20 protein-coding genes and 1 tRNA gene are annotated in these 17023 nt (G+C 59.3%); 7 read left to right on the forward strand and 14 right to left on the reverse strand.

Features of this window, described 5'->3' with window-relative positions:
- Nucleotides 1-29: 29 nt before the first annotated feature.
- From DU490_RS08370 to DU490_RS08395, 6 genes are all read right to left on the reverse strand, one after another.
- Nucleotides 30-383 (reverse strand): TusE/DsrC/DsvC family sulfur relay protein, encoded by a 354-nt coding sequence (locus DU490_RS08370; RefSeq protein ID WP_114573859.1) that lies wholly within the window; start codon nucleotides 381-383, stop codon nucleotides 30-32.
- Nucleotides 383-673, reverse strand: coding sequence for a sulfurtransferase complex subunit TusB (gene tusB, locus DU490_RS08375; protein ID WP_114573860.1), 291 nt, complete (start codon nucleotides 671-673; stop codon nucleotides 383-385). Before tusB ends, DU490_RS08370 begins: the two co-directional genes overlap by 1 nt.
- Before the next feature lie 37 nt (nucleotides 674-710).
- Nucleotides 711-1088, reverse strand: a complete 378-nt coding sequence (tusC, locus tag DU490_RS08380; RefSeq protein ID WP_114573861.1) for a sulfurtransferase complex subunit TusC — start codon at nucleotides 1086-1088, stop codon at nucleotides 711-713.
- Nucleotides 1089-1098: 10 nt separating this feature from the next.
- Nucleotides 1099-1491, reverse strand: coding sequence for a sulfurtransferase complex subunit TusD (gene tusD / locus DU490_RS08385; RefSeq protein ID WP_114573862.1), 393 nt, complete (start codon nucleotides 1489-1491; stop codon nucleotides 1099-1101).
- A gap of 77 nt (nucleotides 1492-1568) precedes the next feature.
- On the reverse strand, nucleotides 1569-2237 hold the full coding sequence (locus tag DU490_RS08390; protein WP_114573863.1) for a Bax inhibitor-1/YccA family protein: 669 nt from the start codon (nucleotides 2235-2237) through the stop codon (nucleotides 1569-1571).
- A 121-nt stretch (nucleotides 2238-2358) separates the two neighbouring features.
- A complete protein-coding gene (locus DU490_RS08395; RefSeq protein WP_114573864.1) occupies nucleotides 2359-2793 on the reverse strand; it encodes an NUDIX hydrolase in 435 nt (144 codons plus the stop codon).
- Nucleotides 2794-2869: 76 nt separating this feature from the next.
- On the opposite strand from DU490_RS08395, the gene DU490_RS08400 reads away from it, so the two are divergent.
- The 3 genes from DU490_RS08400 to DU490_RS08410 all read left to right on the forward strand — a co-directional run bounded on the left by DU490_RS08400 (nucleotide 2870) and on the right by DU490_RS08410 (nucleotide 4656).
- Nucleotides 2870-2959 (forward strand) — tRNA-Ser (locus DU490_RS08400).
- Between the two features lie 167 nt (nucleotides 2960-3126).
- The gene (locus DU490_RS08405) at nucleotides 3127-3576 is read left to right on the forward strand and encodes a GNAT family N-acetyltransferase (RefSeq protein ID WP_114573865.1); all 450 of its coding nucleotides are present in this window, start codon (nucleotides 3127-3129) and stop codon (nucleotides 3574-3576) included.
- Nucleotides 3577-4110: 534 nt separating this feature from the next.
- On the forward strand, nucleotides 4111-4656 hold the full coding sequence (locus DU490_RS08410) for a YaeQ family protein (protein ID WP_114573866.1): 546 nt from the start codon (nucleotides 4111-4113) through the stop codon (nucleotides 4654-4656).
- Nucleotides 4657-4687: 31 nt separating this feature from the next.
- Here the strand turns inward: DU490_RS08410 and DU490_RS08415 are convergent, their stop codons facing one another.
- Nucleotides 4688-6394: a potassium/proton antiporter gene (locus DU490_RS08415; RefSeq protein WP_114573867.1), complete on the reverse strand. Its 1707-nt coding sequence runs from the start codon at nucleotides 6392-6394 to the stop codon at nucleotides 4688-4690.
- 275 nt (nucleotides 6395-6669) lie between these two features.
- On the opposite strand from DU490_RS08415, the gene DU490_RS08420 reads away from it, so the two are divergent.
- Nucleotides 6670-7800 (forward strand): ABC transporter substrate-binding protein, encoded by a 1131-nt coding sequence (locus DU490_RS08420; protein WP_181869999.1) that lies wholly within the window; start codon nucleotides 6670-6672, stop codon nucleotides 7798-7800.
- Between the two features lie 19 nt (nucleotides 7801-7819).
- On the opposite strand, the gene DU490_RS08425 is transcribed toward DU490_RS08420, so the two are convergent.
- Entirely contained in the window at nucleotides 7820-8602 is a 783-nt protein-coding gene (locus DU490_RS08425; RefSeq protein WP_114573869.1) for an alpha/beta fold hydrolase, read from the reverse strand.
- A gap of 459 nt (nucleotides 8603-9061) precedes the next feature.
- Nucleotides 9062-11014, reverse strand: coding sequence for a propionyl-CoA synthetase (locus DU490_RS08430; RefSeq protein ID WP_404872840.1), 1953 nt, complete (start codon nucleotides 11012-11014; stop codon nucleotides 9062-9064).
- A 317-nt stretch (nucleotides 11015-11331) separates the two neighbouring features.
- On the opposite strand from DU490_RS08430, the gene DU490_RS08435 reads away from it, so the two are divergent.
- Complete coding sequence (locus tag DU490_RS08435) at nucleotides 11332-11652, forward strand: helix-turn-helix transcriptional regulator (RefSeq protein ID WP_114573871.1); 321 nt, start codon at nucleotides 11332-11334, stop codon at nucleotides 11650-11652.
- 14 nt (nucleotides 11653-11666) lie between these two features.
- Here DU490_RS08435 and sohB read toward each other — a convergent pair whose 3' ends face one another.
- Nucleotides 11667-12707, reverse strand: a complete 1041-nt coding sequence (gene sohB, locus DU490_RS08440) for a protease SohB (RefSeq protein WP_114573872.1) — start codon at nucleotides 12705-12707, stop codon at nucleotides 11667-11669.
- A 144-nt stretch (nucleotides 12708-12851) separates the two neighbouring features.
- On the opposite strand from sohB, the gene DU490_RS08445 reads away from it, so the two are divergent.
- The gene (locus DU490_RS08445; protein WP_114573873.1) at nucleotides 12852-13163 is read left to right on the forward strand and encodes an SCP2 sterol-binding domain-containing protein; all 312 of its coding nucleotides are present in this window, start codon (nucleotides 12852-12854) and stop codon (nucleotides 13161-13163) included.
- A 55-nt stretch (nucleotides 13164-13218) separates the two neighbouring features.
- On the opposite strand, the gene nudC is transcribed toward DU490_RS08445, so the two are convergent.
- From nudC to DU490_RS08465, 4 genes are read right to left on the reverse strand one after another with little or no spacing between them, the layout of a single operon-like run.
- A complete protein-coding gene (gene nudC / locus DU490_RS08450) occupies nucleotides 13219-13995 on the reverse strand; it encodes an NAD(+) diphosphatase (protein ID WP_114573874.1) in 777 nt (258 codons plus the stop codon).
- On the reverse strand, nucleotides 13995-14756 hold the full coding sequence (dnaQ, locus tag DU490_RS08455; RefSeq protein WP_114573875.1) for a DNA polymerase III subunit epsilon: 762 nt from the start codon (nucleotides 14754-14756) through the stop codon (nucleotides 13995-13997). Before dnaQ ends, nudC begins: the two co-directional genes overlap by 1 nt.
- 16 nt (nucleotides 14757-14772) lie before the next feature.
- Nucleotides 14773-15258 carry a ribonuclease HI gene (rnhA, locus tag DU490_RS08460; RefSeq protein ID WP_114573876.1) on the reverse strand — a complete coding sequence of 162 codons (486 nt, stop codon included), beginning with the start codon at nucleotides 15256-15258 and terminating at the stop codon, nucleotides 14773-14775.
- A complete protein-coding gene (locus DU490_RS08465; RefSeq protein ID WP_114573877.1) occupies nucleotides 15251-16039 on the reverse strand; it encodes a methyltransferase domain-containing protein in 789 nt (262 codons plus the stop codon). The genes rnhA and DU490_RS08465 overlap by 8 nt, the downstream gene beginning before the upstream one ends.
- Before the next feature lie 208 nt (nucleotides 16040-16247).
- On the opposite strand from DU490_RS08465, the gene gloB reads away from it, so the two are divergent.
- Nucleotides 16248-17015, forward strand: coding sequence for a hydroxyacylglutathione hydrolase (gloB, locus tag DU490_RS08470; RefSeq protein WP_114573878.1), 768 nt, complete (start codon nucleotides 16248-16250; stop codon nucleotides 17013-17015).
- Nucleotides 17016-17023 lie beyond the last annotated feature (8 nt).

Consider the following 17023-nt stretch of genomic DNA (forward strand, 5'->3'; position numbering starts at 1 on the left):
CAGCCTCCTTCATCGAGCGCAGCCTTTCATTAGAGGCAATTCGCAGGCTTCGGTAGTCCTGCCAGTCGTGCTGCCACCTTGGCAGGGCTTTCCGGGAAGAGGCGCATAAGATGAAGCGAACGCCCCTTCTCGCTGCCCAGCGACTGCCCTACGGCCTTGACCAGGGGGCGCATGGCCGGCGAGGCCTCGTAGCGGGCATAGAAGTCGCGCAATACCATGAGGACCTCCCAGTGCTCGTCGGTCAGCTCACGCCCCTCCTCTACTGCCATGGCGCTGGCAACGGCCGGTGTCCAGTCATCGAGCTCGACCAGATAGCCCTCCGGATCGAGGGCAATGCGATGCCCGCCCACCCACAGATAGCGATCGACTCCCGTAGAGGGCATCAGAACCAACTCACTGTCTTGTCGGCTTCTTCGGTAAGTGCCACGAAGCCATCGACATCCACTACCTGTACACTGGCATCGCAGTGGCCATCCAGCCCATGGGCAACCAGGTCCTCACGCAAGGCAAACAGCCGGCCGCTGATGACTTCAAAATGACGTGCCTGAGACACAAGCGCACCCTGGACGCCATCCTCGACCAGGAGCAGCCGATCTTCCGGCCCCATACTGGCCAGTGCCTCACGGTAGACCAGACTCGAGCTGGGGGAGCGATTGAGAATGTGCAGGATCATGATCGACCTCGCGATTATCGTCGTGTCACCGATGGCGTCAAAATGTCAGTACCAGCCGGTGCCCGGCTATCAGCGCCGCTATCGATGGCGGCTCGAGGGGGATTGCCGGCAGCTGGAGCGAATCGGTAGACAAGCCCAGGCGGGCGAGTGACGTCGCGTCCAGGAACAGCGACTCGATATCGTACATGGCCAGCATGTCCAGCGTGGCGGAAGTGCCCTTCTGCCCCAGTGGCCCCTGTCCCTGCCCCTTCAGCAGGGCAAGCACCCCATCGCCCTGGAACAGCAGGCTGACCGCCTGGCCGAAGGCCGCCGCCACCAAGGCGGCATCGAGTCCTTCACGCAGCCAGCTGCTGCCGTGAGGCGGGTGTCGCAGGATGACCAGCACGTCTCCATCCGGGACGTTCGCTGCTTGCATCGATTCCTCCTCAGGGGGCAAAGGTTACCAGGCGGTCGACGCCCAATCCCAGGTCGATCAGTTGGCCCAGACCCGTCAGTTCGAAAGGGGGCTCGACGCTATGGCCCGACTTGCCGTGACGGGTGGCTTCGCGCTCATCGAGCAACCCCCGCCGCAGGGCAGCGGCGATGCAGACTTGAAGCTGAGTACCGTGCTCCTCGTTCAGACTCACCCAGGCATCCACCAGATGGGGCTCATCCTGAGGCGGCGCCGCAAGCCTTGCGGCGTTATAGACACCATCATGATAGAAGAATACGCACTCCAGGCGATGCCCGCGAGCCAGTAGGGCCCCGGCAAAGCGCAATGCGGAATGTGACGCCTGGCTGCTGTAGGGTGCGCCCTGAACGAGTAATGCGTAGCGCATTTTGGACGGCTCCTGCCCTATCTAACGAGCAGGCCCCGCCTGAGCGGGGCCTGCGGATTACCCTGTCAAAGCTGAAGTCAGTCGTTGCTCATGATACCAAGCAGCATAAGCAGGCTGACGAAGAGGTTGTAGATCGAGACGTAGAGCGTGATGGTGGCGAGGATATAGTTGGTTTCCCCGGCACGGTGCACGATCTCGCTGGTCTGGTAGAGGATCGCCGCCGAGGCGAACAGCACGAAACCGGCCGATACCATCAGCATCAGGGTCGGGATCTGGAAGATCAGACCCGCCACCATGGCCAGGATCAGTACGATTGCACCCGCCATCAGGAAATTGGCGAGGAAACTGAAATCCTTCTTGGTGATCAGCGCAACGGCCGACAGACCAATGAAGGTCAGACCCGTCATGGCCAGTGCATTCATGATCAGCGCGGCGCCATTGGGCAGTGCCAGGTAGGCGCTGAGGATCGGACCAAGTGTGAAGCCCATGAAGCCGGTGAAGGCGAAGGTGGCCAATAGGCCGGCGGCTGAGTTCGCCGTCTTGTGCACCAGAAACATCAGGCCGTAGGCGCCGATGAAGAAAACCAGGATGTTCATCCGCTCGACGCCCATGGCCATGGCGGCTCCGGCAGTCACAGCGGAGAACAGCAGAGTCATGGCCAGCAGGCCGTAGGTGTTGCGCAGCACCTTGTTGGTACTGACTACCTGTGACGAATGCTGTGCCACATGCGTTTCGTTATAGGCCATTGATCCAGAGCTCCCTGTAGTTGATCTGAGTGATCTTGGCAGTTGACAAAGAATGCCGTCGGTTGGTTCCCGACGCAACCCCTTAGTTCTGAAAGCCTCAACGCACCATCATCGCAGAATTTTAGCCGACAAGCAGCTGATTCGCGATCTTTCGGGTACTGGTGCAGATCGTTGCATCATCGCTCACCTCACCTGCATCCAACCAGTGGATTTCACTGGCATCGTTGCCGGCCACTCCCGTTCCACCAAGCCAGCGGCATCGTACCACCACGATAACGTAATGGCTCAGCAGCCTGCCATCGGCGTCATGCTGCCAATCTTCAACTGCGGTTAATACATGGAGCGGTTCGGCCTCAATAGCGGTTTCCTCCCACAATTCTCGAGTCGCGGCAGCCATCAGTGATTCACCGGGTTTGATGCGGCCACCTGGCAGGGCAAGCATGCCGGCATTAGGTGAATACCTGCGCCGTACCAAAAGCACCCTTCCCACATGCAGCAACGCCGCGGATACCGCCACGCGCGGCGTAATGACTGCTCTTCTCCGTGGCATCGTCATGCCCGCCTCCTGAAGTCGATTCAATGGAACCCCTTGACCTCATGAGGATAACTGGTAATATTCGCCCCCGTGAGCCGGAGGGATGGCAGAGCGGTTGAATGCACCGGTCTTGAAAACCGGCGTAGGGTCAAACCTACCCAGGGTTCGAATCCCTGTCCCTCCGCCACTTTACCTTTCAAATCAGCGCGTTATACACGTCGCTTCTTTCCCAGCAAGTCCTCCAAAACACTATCCGGTTTATCGGCGTGACGTAAACGTGAGTCGAGCCACAGCCTCGCGAGCGTGACCTCTCTGCCCAGGCGGCGGGTGTTGCCCCAAAGGTAGGAGCATACGATGGACGTAACTCTAGAGAATATCACCCGTGAGAACTTCGAGGCCGTTATTGCGCTGGAGGTGGCTTCATCACAGCGTGACTATGTCGCTGACAACCTGTACTCCATTGCCGAATCGAGTTTCCATCCGACCTATCAGCCTCGTGCCATCTTTTACGACGGTAAAGTGGTCGGCTTTCTCATGTACGAATCTTTCCACCCCCACGACCGGCCGCCTGCCTACAATATCTTCCGTCTCATGGTCGACCGACGCCAGCAGGGAAGAGGCATCGGGCACAGGGCCATGCAGTGTGTGCTGGACGAGATCAGGGCACAAGGCCCTTTCGAGAGGATCGCGATCTGCTATGTGCCCACCAACCAGGTCGCCCGGAACTTCTACGCCAGCCTTGGCTTTCAAGAGACGGGCCTGAGCGAGGAGACCGGCGAAGTCATCGCCGAGATACGGGGGTAACAGAAACGCTTCTTCGGCAGCCCTTACCAAAGGTTGCGCAATGCGGCCGAACTATGGCGGGCAAGGGATAGCGACACCGCTTGCCTGCCGGGAATCCGCCCTAGAAAATCAGCATCAAAAGACCGATAACGACTACCAGTCCAATAAGAAAGATGATTCCGGCAGTGCTGGCCAGGAATTTCAACATAACAACCTCCGTGTTTGCCTGCAGCATAATAGGTGGTCTCGCATGGATTCAATGCGGCTGACAATATGTATGTAATAGTCAAGCCACTACATGATTATACAAAGAATCACACTATTATTACGTTAATGGCATTTCATTTACATTATTACACTTTTAGCGAGTCGGTAAACGAGGACTCAGTAAGGAGAACCGTAGTCGCTATTGCATCGGAATTGCAAGCCGGAATTGCAAGCCGGAAATGCAAGCCGGCCAGAATCATTTTTCCGTCATTCGCGCTACGCTGACGTCAAAACGTGCGCAACTATGGCATCATAGAATTATATTCTTGAGCAGGGTATCGCAAGCAAATGGCACCTAAGGCGACGATTCACAAGACTCAGTTGCAGATCGCTGACATGGACCGGCAGTATTATGCAGACCATTCCTTCACCGTGGCCCGCCATCCGTCGGAAACCGATGAACGAATGATGGTTCGAATACTGGCATTCGCGCGTCATGCAGACGAGTCGCTGGCATTTGGCCGAGGCCTCAGTACCGATGATGAGCCCGACCTCTGGGTGAAGGATCTGACCGGTGCCATCGAACACTGGATTCAACTGGGCCAGCTTGATGAGAAGGATATTCGCAAGGCATGCGGCCGGGCTCGCCAGGTCACGCTCTATACCTATAGTGGCCATGGGGCATCGCTCTGGTGGGAGCAGAACGCCAGCAAACTTGCCACCCTGAGCAACCTATCGGTATTCGATGTCGACGTCGCATCGGTTCAATCATTGGCTGCGCTTGCGGCTAAAAACATGTCGCTGAATTGTACCATTCAGGATGGCATGCTCTGGCTGGCCAGTCCGGATCAGTCGGTGGAAGTGACGCTGAGTGAACGCCAGCGAGCGACATGAATGAAGCCTGCTCCGCTTTTTAGGACAGTCGTTAATAGAGCCTCAGGCCGACTCGCGTCACCTTGTTGCCTTCCATTTCGCTGACCACCCAGTGAATGCCGTGCCAGTCCACGTCATCACCAACGACCGGGTGCCCACCCACCCTCAAGGAGACGAATTCCGCCAGTGTCATGTCGCTCTCGCCGGGACTCAGGGTCAAGCCATAGACGCTGGCGATATCACGCATCAACGCGTCACCGTCGAAGGTGAAGGTACCGAAGAAGGCACGCTCCTGCTTGAGCTTGGCATCGCCACTGAACAGCCTGTTCAACGCCGGGAGATCGTCGCTACGCCCGATAACGCAGATCACATCTCCTAGTTTGAGCCGGGTACTGCCCTTGGGGTGGAGCATCGCGTGCTGGCGAAACAGAGCCGAGATGACAGCACCAGAAGGAAAGCGCAACAGCCGTATCGGAACGTCGTCAAGCTCCTGGTTATCGACCTTGTAGACGAACATCTCGTAGTCGTTCTCGGGCAGGATACCCAGCGGGCCACGATGGTTCGGTGTCACACCCAGCGGGATCTCGACTCGCATCCAGCGTGCCATCAACGGTAGCGTTCCCCCCTGGATGAGCAGTGACATCAAGACCACGGCAAAGGCGACATTGAAGTAGAGTGCCGCGTTCTCGACCCCACCAATCACCGGAAAGATCGCCAGCACTATAGGCACGGCCCCTCGCAATCCCACCCAGGAGATGAAACCGATCTCTCGCCAGCGAAACTTGAAGAATGGCTTGACGGTAATCAGCACCGCCAGGGGGCGAGCCACGAAGATCAATGCCAGGGCCACCAGTGACGCCGGCAGCGCATACTCCAGCAGGCCACTGGGGCTGACGAGCAAACCAAGAATGAGGAAGAGCCCGATTTGACTCAACCAGGCAAGCCCATCATGAACGGGAAGAATGAAATTTAGATGGCGGCCTGGCTGATTGCCTATCATTAGGCCGGTCAGGTAAATCGCCAGAAAGCCACTTCCACCGAGGAGGCTGGTCAGGCCGAAGATAAAAAGGCCCAGCGCCAGGGCCAGCAAGGCGTAAAGCCCCGGCGCCAGGTCCAGCCATCTCAACAGCTTCCCGCTCAGCCAGCCGGCACCCAAGCCTATTACCATCGCCAAGCCAAACTGAGTAACCAGGAACAGCAGGGTGGACGACAGGCCCCTGATATCGCCCACCAACACCTCGACCAGCAGCAGGGTGAGGAAGATCGCCATGGGGTCGTTGGTGCCAGACTCGATCTCCAGGGTGGCACTGACACGCTCATTGAGGTGAACGCCACGCCCGCTGAGCATGGAGAAAACAGCAGCCGCATCGGTGGAACCCACGATCGCTCCTACCAGCAGGCCCTGAACCAGGGTGAGGTCGAATACCCACATGGCGATGATGCCAACCAGGGCGCTGGTAACGAACACGCCGAGCGTCGCCAGCGACAAGGCTGGCTTGAAGCCTACCCGGAAGGTCTTGAGACGCGTGCGAAGTCCACCATCCAGCAAGATCATGGCCAAGGCCAGATGACCGATAAGAAAGGCCAGGGAGTAATCGTCGAACTGGATGCCAAGCACACCTTCCTCGCCCGCCAACATCCCCAGCCCCAGGAAGATCAACAGCAGGGGCAGCCCCACCATGGAGGAGAGACGGCTGGCCAGCACGCTGAGAGCAATCAGAAAACCGCTCAACAGAAAAAGGGTATTGATGGTATCCATAGCAGCCTCGAGACGCGGAGCCCGTCATTATGACACGCCGGGGAGGGATGGGCAGAGCACGCTACCGCTGGCCTTCGGTCGTGCAGCAAGGCTAAACTGGCTCTCCACCGATTGATTGCCATCGCTGCTGGAGACGTATCCCTCCCATGGCTAGACCCTATCGATGGCCAGCAGCATGCGTTCTGGTCACAATGGTCGTGTTGCTTGTCTTCACACCAAAATTACTATTCGCCGACTCCCCTTTGGTTCCATCCGAAGCACTGGTCGCCCCTCCATTGACGCTGGCAACCGAGGTCATCCCCCCTCCTCCAGCATTCTATCGGGCCGAAACCCAGGCTCAGGATGAGCTGATTCCGCTTGTCCAGCTTCCGCCGCAGGTTGAAGGGCCCTCGTTCATCGAGTTGCTGCTGCCGGCGCACACCGCGCCTGTCGCCGAAGCGCAAGGCGCCGACATCCCCTCCGTCGCCAGCACGCCTGCGGAACCCATCGTTCCGCCCCCCATGATCCCCCTCGAGATAACTCTCGACTGGTATCTGAATCCCCAGCATGCCGCCCTGCTGGTGGCAAGGGAGAAGGGGATGTTCGTTCGCCGAGGACTGGATGTCACCCTGGTCAGCCCGGCAGACCCTACTGTACCGACCAAGCTGCTGGCCGCCGGTAGAACCGACCTGGCACTGGGCCGGCAACCGCAACTGCATCTGCTGGCAGGAAAGGGGCTACCTCTAATTCGTGTCGCCACGCTCATCGGCACCCCGATGGCAGGGCTGTTGATGCGCAACCCCCTGGCCAACCCAAACGGCGAGATTAACCTGGACGATGTGCACTTTGGTTATACCGACCTAGACGGTCGCGATATCTTGCTCTCCCGACTGCTGGCAAATGTGCTCACGCTTGAGAAGGGGCTGGAACTGGTCGACGCACGTAACGTCCACTATTCGGCGCTGGATATTTTGCGAGAGGGAGTCGTCGATGGCGTGATGATCAATCACCGCTTCCTGTTGCCACGCCAATTGGCGGATGAGGGCGTCGCCTCACACTTTCTAAGCGTCGAAGAGCATGGCATCCCCATCCATGATGGCCTGATCCTGATGGCCAACCGGGACAAGCTGAACGGCAAGCGCGAGGCCATTCGTTCTCTCGTGGCTGCCATAGAGGAGGCAACCCTCTGGATATTCAACCATCCGGAGCAGGCCTGGGAGTTGCTCGCGGCGGCGGAACCGGCACTGGACGACCCGGCAACACAGGATGCCTGGGGTCACGTATTCCCACGCCTCTCGCTACAGCCCGCCGCCGTAGACCACGGGCGCTATCGCGGTTTCGAGCAATACCTGCTTGACGCCGGCGTGCTCGATTCGATCACCCCTCTGGAACGCCTCGCCATCGACCTTGGCGCGCTCACGCCCTGATTCGCTGACTCTCGATGAGTCAGGCCTCAAGCGCCTCGAGAAAATCGTTCACCGACGCCTGGAAGGCGTCAGGCTGTTCAGCATGCAACCAATGTCCTGCCCCTTCCAGGGTCTTGATTTCAGCCAGAGGCAACACCTCTCGAAGCGCCGGCAACATATCGTCGGTGACGTAGTGGGAGTTTCCTCCACGCAACACCAGCGCTGGCCCATCAAAGGCACCCTGGCCTGCCGGTGTCTGCATGATGTCCTCATATCCAGCCTCGATCTGATCGAGGCCAATACGCAGCTCGAGCTCGCCAGCCTCGCCACGCTTAAGGTTGGTCGCCAGGAACAGGCGCGTGGCGCGATCCTCGACGTGCTCTGCCAACAGTGCATCGGCTTCACGGCGGTTGGCTGGCCGTCCCGCCTTCAGCTGGCGAAGTCCGGCGAAGACGGCATCGTGGCCATGGCCATAGGCCTGGGGCGCGATATCGGCGACGATCAGTGAAGCGACGCGTTCGGGGACCATCCTAGCGAGCGTGACGACCACCTTGCCACCCATGGAGTGACCCAGCAGATGGGCTCGCTCTATTCCGAGCCGGTCCATCAGGGCCAGGAGATCATGGGCCATCTCGCCGTAGCTCATGCCATGGACATGGGGCGAGCGGCCGTGATTGCGCAGATCCACTGCCACCACCCGGCGGCGCTCCTGCCACTGCTTGACGTGGGAGCGCCAGTTGTCGGCGCTGCCCAGCAGGCCATGCACAACGAACAGCGGCGGACCTTCACCACCGGTATCCACATAGGTGAGTTTGACAGACATCGTGCCTCCATTATCATTTACAAGTCACGAGCGCTGCGGTGCCAGATCCTGTTAGCCGGTTAAGGTGACCAGCCGGCGGTTTAGCCAGGCAAGCAGAACGCCGTAAAGCGGAAGGAAGAAAGCAGGCTGATTCCGAGCTTGATCACATAGTCGACAGTGGCAATCTCGACCCAGTTGGCTGCCATGCAAGGATCGGTGCTGCGGTGAAGTGCCATGGCAAAAAAAGAGGGCCGCGGTATCGACCAGGAACCCGAACATTGGTTGGTCCTTTTTGACGACCCCGGCGCACGGTGTCGTTTCATAGCAGAGCGAGGGGTGATGGAACCCACGTAAGGCATGGATTATACGTAGGATGACGCGCAGAGGCCAATTTGCCGACACCAATGACGACGCCACCCGGTGGGTGGCGTCGTCACACTACAGCGGCTTGGCCCAGATTGGATAATCCGACTGGAGGCTTCAGACTTGGCGCGCCTCATGAGCAGCACCTACCGAGCGGTCCTTCATCGCATCGTGGACATCTTGCAGGCTCGCCGGGTCGTCGATGGTCGAGGGAACCCCGTACTCCTTGCCATCGGCAATATTACGCAGCAACTTACGCAATATCTTGCCGGAGCGCGTCTTGGGCAACCGGTTGACAACCAATACCTGCTTGAAGCAAGCAATGGGACCGATCTTCTCGCGCACCAGGGCAATCAGCTCTTTTTCCAACGCCAGTTCATCGCCTTCGAAGCCATCCTTGGGAATCACCAGCCCCACCGGCACCTGCCCCTTTAGTGCGTCATGGATACCAATAACTGCGCATTCGGCGACGGCCTTGTGGGCACCCACGACCTCTTCCATCTCTCCGGTGGAAAGGCGATGCCCGGCGATATTGATGACATCATCGGTGCGCCCCATGATGAAGAGATAGCCGTCCTCGTCGAAATAGCCTCCATCACCGGTCAGGTAGTAGCCGGGGAACGCGGCCATATAGGCACTATGGAAGCGCTGCGGGTCTCCCCAGACGCCGACCAGGCACCCTGGCGGCATGGGCTGCTTGATCACCACGCTCCCCTGCTCCATAGGTTTGGCCTGCTCGCCCTCACGGTCGAGAACCTGAACGTCAAATCCGGGGACCGGCACCGTGGCACTTCCGGCCTTGGTGGGCATCGGATCCAGGCCGTGCAGGTTGGCGGCGATGGGCCAGCCGGTCTCCGTCTGCCACCAGTGGTCGATCACGGGGACTTCCAGGAGGTCGTCGAGCCAGTGGAATGTGGGGGGGTCCAGCCGCTCGCCGGCCAGGAACAATGCCTTGAGACAGGAAATATCGTACTGCTCGAGCAGCTTACCGTCCGGGTCTTCCTTTTTGATGGCACGAAACGCCGTAGGAGCGGTAAAGAAGCTCTTCACGCCATATTCGCTGATCAATCGCCAGAAAGCACCGGCATCCGGGGTGTTGACCGGCTTGCCTTCGTAGACCACGGTCGTACAGCCTCGCAACAGTGGGGCATAGACAATGTAGGAGTGCCCCACCACCCATCCCACATCCGATGCCGAAAAGAACACCTCCCCGGGGGCCACGTCGTATATCGCCTCCATGGAGTAGTGGAGTGCGACCGCATAGCCGCCGGTGTCACGCACGACTCCCTTGGGCTTGCCAGTGGTACCGGAGGTATAAAGCACGTAAAGCGGATCACTACCCTTAACCGGCACACACGCCGCAGGCTCTGCTGTTGCAACCAGTTCGGCCCAGTCGTGGTCGCCTTTGCCAAGCACGGCAAGCTGCTGTTCACGCTGAAACACCACGCAGGCGTCCGGCTTGTGCTCGCTCTGTTCAATGGCGGCATCAATGATCGGCTTGTAGGAAATGACTCGGCCCACCTCGATCCCGCAAGAAGCCGCCACGACGACCTTTGGCCGGGCATCGTCGATGCGCACCGCCAGTTCGTGAGGCGCGAAGCCGCCGAACACAACGGAGTGCACCGCACCCAGCCGCGCGCAGGCATACATCGCCATAAGTGCCTCGGGCACCATGGGCATATAGATAACCACCCGGTCGCCCTTCTCGACCCCCAGGTTCTTGAGCGCCCCGGCGAATAGCGCAACTTGATCGCGCATCTCACGGTAGCTCAGGGTTCGCTTGCTATTGGTTACTGGCGAATCCCACAGGATAGCTGGCTGTTCACCCCGTCCCTGCTCGACGTGATGGTCCAGAGCCGCATGACAGATATTCAACTCACCATCGGCGAACCAGCGGGCATGCTGCTGGTCATCATAGGTGAGAATGGCGGTGGGCGGCGTAAACCAGGGTATGCGTCGAGCCTGCTCGGTCCAGAAGGCTTCGGGCTGTTCGATGGAGCGGCTGAATTCGGTTTTGTAGCTTGTCATGAGCGTCCTGTTCGACACGAGGTTGGCTGCGATTGTTGACACTTTAGAGAGTTCTCCGGGAATTTCCTTCATACCATCGGCTAATCAGGCGAAGAAAAGTGGCAAACCTGAACCCATTGTTGACAATAACAAGACCTTTACCGCTTCGAGATCAAGCTTCGTTGATTCGACGTTTGACGGCTAATGGGCCACTATCAATGATAACTAAATGAGCGATACCATAACCACGAAGGGCAGTGTCACACCCCTGCCTGCTGCCGCAGCCCGCTGTCAAGCTGTTGCCGCAGGCTGAGGTAGCCGCCCGAAGCATCCGGACCTGGCCTTCATCGCAGCCGGCAAGCCAATACGGGGAGATCGACATGAGCATCTCGAACAGCAACGCATCCCGCCTGCTCGAAGCCGGAGATGTCGCCATCGACCAGGCCACCGCTCTTCTGAAGGCGCTGGCCAATGACAACCGATTGCGCATTCTATGCCTGCTCGATGACTCGGAACTGTCGGTGACCGAGCTCAATCAGCGCCTATCGCTGAGCCAGTCGGCCCTTTCGCAACACCTCGCCATTCTGCGCCGGGAAGGTCTGGTGACGACCCGGCGAGCCTCCCAGACCATCTATTACTCCCTTGAGGGTGAACAGGCGCGAGAACTGATCGAGACACTGATCAAGCTACAGAAACGATAACCGGTTCTGCCGGCTCAACGCTTCTCCCAGCGGCCGGCATCGAGCCGTTCCATTAGTCGCTCGATGCCACCCTCGATCCCTTTCGATATGCCCATTCCCAGCCGCTCACCCATGGGATGGCGTGTTTCCAGACACATCTTGATCACACGCGCCTCCTCCATGCGAGATACCAGGTATGCCTCGCTGGTACCCAGGGCATCGATCAACCCCTTGTCGAGAGCATCCCGGCCATACCAGGTTTCGCCGGTAGCAACGGCCTCGATATCCAGCCGCGGGCGACGCTCGGCGACATGGGACTTGAATAACTGATGGATGTTTTCCAGATCAGCCTTGAACTTCTTCCTGCCCTCTTCGGTATTTTCGCCGAAGACCGTCAGGGTTCTCTTGTACTCGCCGGCAGTCAGCAGTTCGATATCGATATCATGCCGTTTGAGCAACCTATGCAGGTTGGGCAGCTGTGCCACTACGCCGATAGACCCCAGGACCGCAAAGGGCGCCGCACGAAGCTGGTCAGCAGCGCATGCCATCAGATAGCCACCGCTGGCAGCCACCTTATCGACACAAACCGTGGTCGACAGGCCGGCATCCTTTAGCCGATCCATCTGGGCGGCGGCAAGACCATAGGCATGCACCAGGCCGCCGGGCGATTCCAGCCGCACCACTACCTCGTCCCCTTCCGTTGCAGCGGCAATAACAGCCGATATCTCTTCAGCTAGCTGCCCCACCCCCGATGCCTTGATGTCGCCGTGGAAATCCAGCACCCAGACCGTCTTTCGCAGCGCGTCCGGCTCCTTGCGCCCCTGGCGTCCCTGCACCTTGTCATCACGCCTGAAAGCCTTTAGCAGGCGCTTGCGAGCACCCGGTTCGCTTGCGGCAATGGCCAGCCGTCGACGCCGGGACTCCTGGCACTGATTCAGCTCCTCAATACGCAAACGCCGGCGATTGTCGCCATCCCGTCTTACCCGCGCGAAGATGACCACCACAAGCCCCACAAGGAATATCAATACCGCCAGTTGGGCTGTGAAGCGCCCGATATCCATCAGCCACTCGTTCACGTTGCTTTCTCCGCTTCCTGTAGATCAACTCATCCTGACGCCGGCTGACGTCCGGTACAATGCCCTTGATTAAAACGCATGTTTGAAATACTCTCGATGCGTAGCCTTGCAACCTCTCGACCCGATCACAAAGGAAATCATCGCATGTCCAGTAACACACTCGACAAGCTGCAAGACCGTTTCGACCCTCAGGCCGCCAAGGGCATGGATGACGTCTTCCAATTTCATTTCAGTGACAACGGCAGCCACTACCTGGTCATCAAGGATGGCAACCTGGCCATTGAAGAGGGCGAACACGACGATCCCTCGGTCAGCCTGAGCATGAGTTCTGACACCCTGAAGGGCGTGATGAACGGTGAGATCAATGGCATGACCGCCTTCATGACCGGCAAGCTCAAGGCGACCGGCAACGTCATGCTGGCGACGAAGCTGACAAGCCTGTTCCCGGCTCGCTGACCCGATGCACCACGGCAAGGCGATGTGGGTCGCCGCTTTGCGCCCCACGCTGCATTCAGTGAGGGCTATCCTTCACCTCGGCGAGATGCGTCTCGATCAGGGCGCGTGAAATGGAGTAAGGAGGCGGCAGTTGCGGCAAGCGCTGTGGCATGAACCAGGCAGCATCGGCTATTTCGACACCGTCGATGCGGATTCGGCGGCTCGCGGCCTCGGCGAAGAAACCCAGCATAAGGGCATGGGGAAACGGCCAGGCCTGACTGCGGTAGTAGCGTATCCGTCCAACCGTCAGGCCTACCTCCTCGAAGATTTCCCGATGCACGGCCTCCTCGGCAGATTCACCCGGCTCGATGAAACCGGCAAGCGTGGAGAAGCGGCCGGGCGTGTAGCGCGGGCTCCTGGCCAACAGCATGGCATTGCCATGCGTCACCAGAGTGATGATGCAGGGGGATATCCTGGGGTAGTTACGCAACCCACAGGCGTCACAATGCATGGCAAATTCACCATCCAACCGTACCGAGCCGGCCCCGCAGCGGCCGCAGTAGCGATGGTCACGAAGCCAGGCTGATACCTGCAGGGCCGTGGAAATCAGCGGAAACCAGGACTCGGTCAGCCTGGCCAGCCAACTCCTTCCATCCGGCCAGTCGTCACAGCCTTGTGTTTCCACAGCCAGCGCCACCGGCTCGTCGTGCCAGTAGCACAGCGGTTGCATCGCCGACGTCCAAGCTTGTTCGGGCTGCAGGGGTGTCGCATCCGGTCCGGGTGCGATACGTCCAGCGGCAATCCGAATCACTCGGCCACTGGTCGCTTCGAGGGGAAGCTCGCGACGCAGCATCAGCTCGGCTCTACTGCCGGCCCACTCGCTTCGGCGAGTGTGTCCCAGTGACAGCAGCCCGCTGCCTGGCGGATCTGCTCGAGTTTTCCCTGGTGGGCACTCAATTCATCCGCAGTGGGGTGCAAGACGCTCAGGCTGCCCGGCGCCAACGACAGTCGACGAATCGACAATTCGCCGGCCATGGCGTCATCGCTGCGTCGCTCCTCGGCATCCAGAGTCAGTGCTGTCTGGCCGCCGGTCATGGCCAGATACACTTCCGCCAGAATCTCGGCATCGAGCAGGGCACCATGGAGAACTCGGCGACCGTTGTCGATCTCGTAGCGTTTGCATAGCGCATCGAGGTTGTTGCGCTGCCCCGGATGACGGTCGCGGGCCAACCGCAAGGTGTCCAGGATGGAGCAATGCTCCGCTACCGGGCCCAGGCGTGGCTCACGACGCTGGGCGTGAAGCAGCATGAATTCGTGGTCGATGAATCCCACGTCGAAGGCCGCGTTATGGATCACCAGTTCGGCTCCGCAAACGAAGTCCCAGAACGCGCCGGCAATCTCGGCGAAGACCGGCTTGTCGTTGAGATCGTCATTGGTAATACCGTGCACAGCGATGGCTTCGGCCTCGATCTCGCGCTGCGGGTTGATGTATTGATGGTAGGTCTGGCCGGTAAGGCGGCGGTTGACCAGTTCTACGGCACCGATCTCTATCAGCCGATGGCCTTCCTTGGGATCGATACCGGTTGTTTCCGTATCCAGAACAATCTGACGCATGACACTTGACTCACGATTATTTGATGACGATGCCTGGCTTCGAGCGATGGGCATCGATGGCGGCATTGGCCAACGCGTCGGCACGCTCGTTACCGGGGTGGCCGCTATGGCCCTTAACCCAGTGCCACTGCATCTGGTGGCGGTTAGCCTCCGCCAGCAATTCTCGCCACAGCTCGGCATTCTTGACCGGCTGACGATTGGCGGTCTTCCAACCGCGCTTAATCCAGCCGTGGATCCACTCGGTAATGCCCTTGCGCAGGTATTCGGAGTCGGTCCAGAGGTCTACTCTGCATGGCTGCTTGAGCTCTCGCAGCGACATGATGGCTGCCATCAGCTCCATGCGATTGTTAGTGGTATTCGGTTCGAAGCCATTGAGGGTCTTTTCGTGCCGACCGCTGCTTAGCAGCGCCCCCCACCCTCCCGGCCCCGGGTTTCCCCGGCATGCCCCATCGGTGTATATGGTGACGCTGGGTAACGAATTGCCCTGTTCGGTATCACTCAACCTCGGCGGTCCTCTTGCTGGAATCTTCTACTGCGGGACGCCCGACCCGGGAAGCATGACCCAGCGAATTACCGCCCAATGCCCCACCGAGGCGAAGGAGGGGTCGCTGAACCTGAGCCAGTTTTGATCTGCGTCGCGCGCGAATGATGTAACTGTCCCCCAGAGGCACGTTATGCCGTCGCCCCAGGGTCTCCAGTGTGGCATTGCCCGGCATACTTCCTGGGAGATGAAAGCCGCAGTAGTCTACCCGTTCGATTCGAAAATCCACAAATGCCAGCCAGTCGCGCAATTTTGCCGGTGTCCGCCATTGCCCGCGCCATGGTAGTCGGCGCCGACGACTTGGGGAGATGCGTGACATCCCAGCCAAACCAAGCGGGGCCCAGCCGAAAATGATCAGGCAGCCATCGTCACCTGTGAGCCGCGCGGCCTCATGCAACAGCCGGTGGGGATTCGGCACGACTTCCAGCAGATGGTGAATGATTACCAGTTGCAGACTTTCATCGGGCAGTGCCATTGCATCGGGTGGGCAGACCAGGGTGGACGGCTGCTCGGCCAGATCTGCGGTCGGCGCCCAACGCATACTGTGACGAATGGGCGACATGTCGGCCAGGGTGGGACCCATGCCGAGCTCCAGACTGTGCAGACCATGTAGACGCTCACAGACAGGCCCCAGGCAGGCGCGTTCGGCACGCCAGTGAGCGACGCCATCGGGACTCGACCAGTAGCGGCGCCCTTCGTGGAACAGTTGAGCTAGAGCCAGCAGGTCCTGTGGGTTTGACATCGACTACAACACCCTCCATTATCACCGGTTTTGCAGGCGATTTATAGAAAAATGGCAGCGATTGGCCGCCATGGCAATGGCTCTCGGCTCCACTACTAGCATCGATATGCAGTGCAACGAAACGATGTGTATCGATGGTGCGGCTCGCGAAGGAACAGCTCTGCACCCTGAAAACACCGGTTGACGACGCGACGAGGACGTTAAGCCTATGCTGAGCGTGACACCGATTCCCGCATTTGGCGACAACTATATATGGCTAATGCGCCAAGACACGAGCCCCGATGTCTGCATAGTGGACCCCGGCGATGCTGCCCCGGTCATTCAGATATTGGAGCGGGATAATTTGAATCTCGCCTGTGTTCTCATTACCCATCATCATCATGATCACGTCGGCGGCCTTGCCGAACTGATCGAACGTTACTCGCCTCACGTCATCGGCCCCCGCAATCCACAGATAGCAGGGATCGATGAGCGCGTCGGCGAAAATGACACCTGCCGTGTCATGGGGCGCCTATTCGACGTCGTGGAGGTGCCGGGGCACACTCTGGACCATATCGCCTTCTTCACCCCTGGCATCCCTCCCATGCTGTTCTGTGGCGACACCCTGTTTTCGGCCGGTTGTGGCCGGCTGTTTGAAGGCACGCCGGAACAGATGCTTCACGCCCTGCAGGCTCTCTGCAAGTTGCCCGACGACACCCTGATCTTCGCCGCCCACGAATATACCCAAGCCAATCTGGCGTTTGCCAGTGCCGCCGACCCGAACAATCCCGACGTGGCGGCGGCACTCAAGGAGACCCAGCGCGCCAGGGAACTCGATCGGCCGACCCTGCCCAGCAACCTGGGCCGCGAGAAGCGGATCAACCCCTTTCTGCGCTTTGCCGACCCCGAGGTGCGCGCTACCGCCTCGCGGCATGGCGATACCGATAGCGACCAGGCCACCTTTGCCACTCTGCGGGCCTGGAAAGACAATTTCTGATTTTCGAC

This window comes from Halomonas sp. DQ26W, assembly GCF_003339685.1.
GTDB lineage: Bacteria > Pseudomonadota > Gammaproteobacteria > Pseudomonadales > Halomonadaceae > Halomonas.

Coding starts and splice junctions, on each gene's coding strand:
- DU490_RS08370 (WP_114573859.1), bottom strand. CDS start 383: ATGCCCTCTACGGGAGTCGATCGCTATCTGTGGGTGGGCGGGCATCGC.
- tusB (WP_114573860.1), bottom strand. CDS start 673: ATGATCCTGCACATTCTCAATCGCTCCCCCAGCTCGAGTCTGGTCTAC.
- tusC (WP_114573861.1), bottom strand. CDS start 1,088: ATGCAAGCAGCGAACGTCCCGGATGGAGACGTGCTGGTCATCCTGCGA.
- tusD (WP_114573862.1), bottom strand. CDS start 1,491: ATGCGCTACGCATTACTCGTTCAGGGCGCACCCTACAGCAGCCAGGCG.
- DU490_RS08390 (WP_114573863.1), bottom strand. CDS start 2,237: ATGGCCTATAACGAAACGCATGTGGCACAGCATTCGTCACAGGTAGTC.
- DU490_RS08395 (WP_114573864.1), bottom strand. CDS start 2,793: ATGACGATGCCACGGAGAAGAGCAGTCATTACGCCGCGCGTGGCGGTA.
- DU490_RS08405 (WP_114573865.1), top strand. CDS start 3,127: ATGGACGTAACTCTAGAGAATATCACCCGTGAGAACTTCGAGGCCGTT.
- DU490_RS08410 (WP_114573866.1), top strand. CDS start 4,111: ATGGCACCTAAGGCGACGATTCACAAGACTCAGTTGCAGATCGCTGAC.
- DU490_RS08415 (WP_114573867.1), bottom strand. CDS start 6,394: ATGGATACCATCAATACCCTTTTTCTGTTGAGCGGTTTTCTGATTGCT.
- DU490_RS08425 (WP_114573869.1), bottom strand. CDS start 8,602: ATGTCTGTCAAACTCACCTATGTGGATACCGGTGGTGAAGGTCCGCCG.
- DU490_RS08435 (WP_114573871.1), top strand. CDS start 11,332: ATGAGCATCTCGAACAGCAACGCATCCCGCCTGCTCGAAGCCGGAGAT.
- DU490_RS08445 (WP_114573873.1), top strand. CDS start 12,852: ATGTCCAGTAACACACTCGACAAGCTGCAAGACCGTTTCGACCCTCAG.
- nudC (WP_114573874.1), bottom strand. CDS start 13,995: ATGCTGCGTCGCGAGCTTCCCCTCGAAGCGACCAGTGGCCGAGTGATT.
- dnaQ (WP_114573875.1), bottom strand. CDS start 14,756: ATGCGTCAGATTGTTCTGGATACGGAAACAACCGGTATCGATCCCAAG.
- DU490_RS08465 (WP_114573877.1), bottom strand. CDS start 16,039: ATGTCAAACCCACAGGACCTGCTGGCTCTAGCTCAACTGTTCCACGAA.
- gloB (WP_114573878.1), top strand. CDS start 16,248: ATGCTGAGCGTGACACCGATTCCCGCATTTGGCGACAACTATATATGG.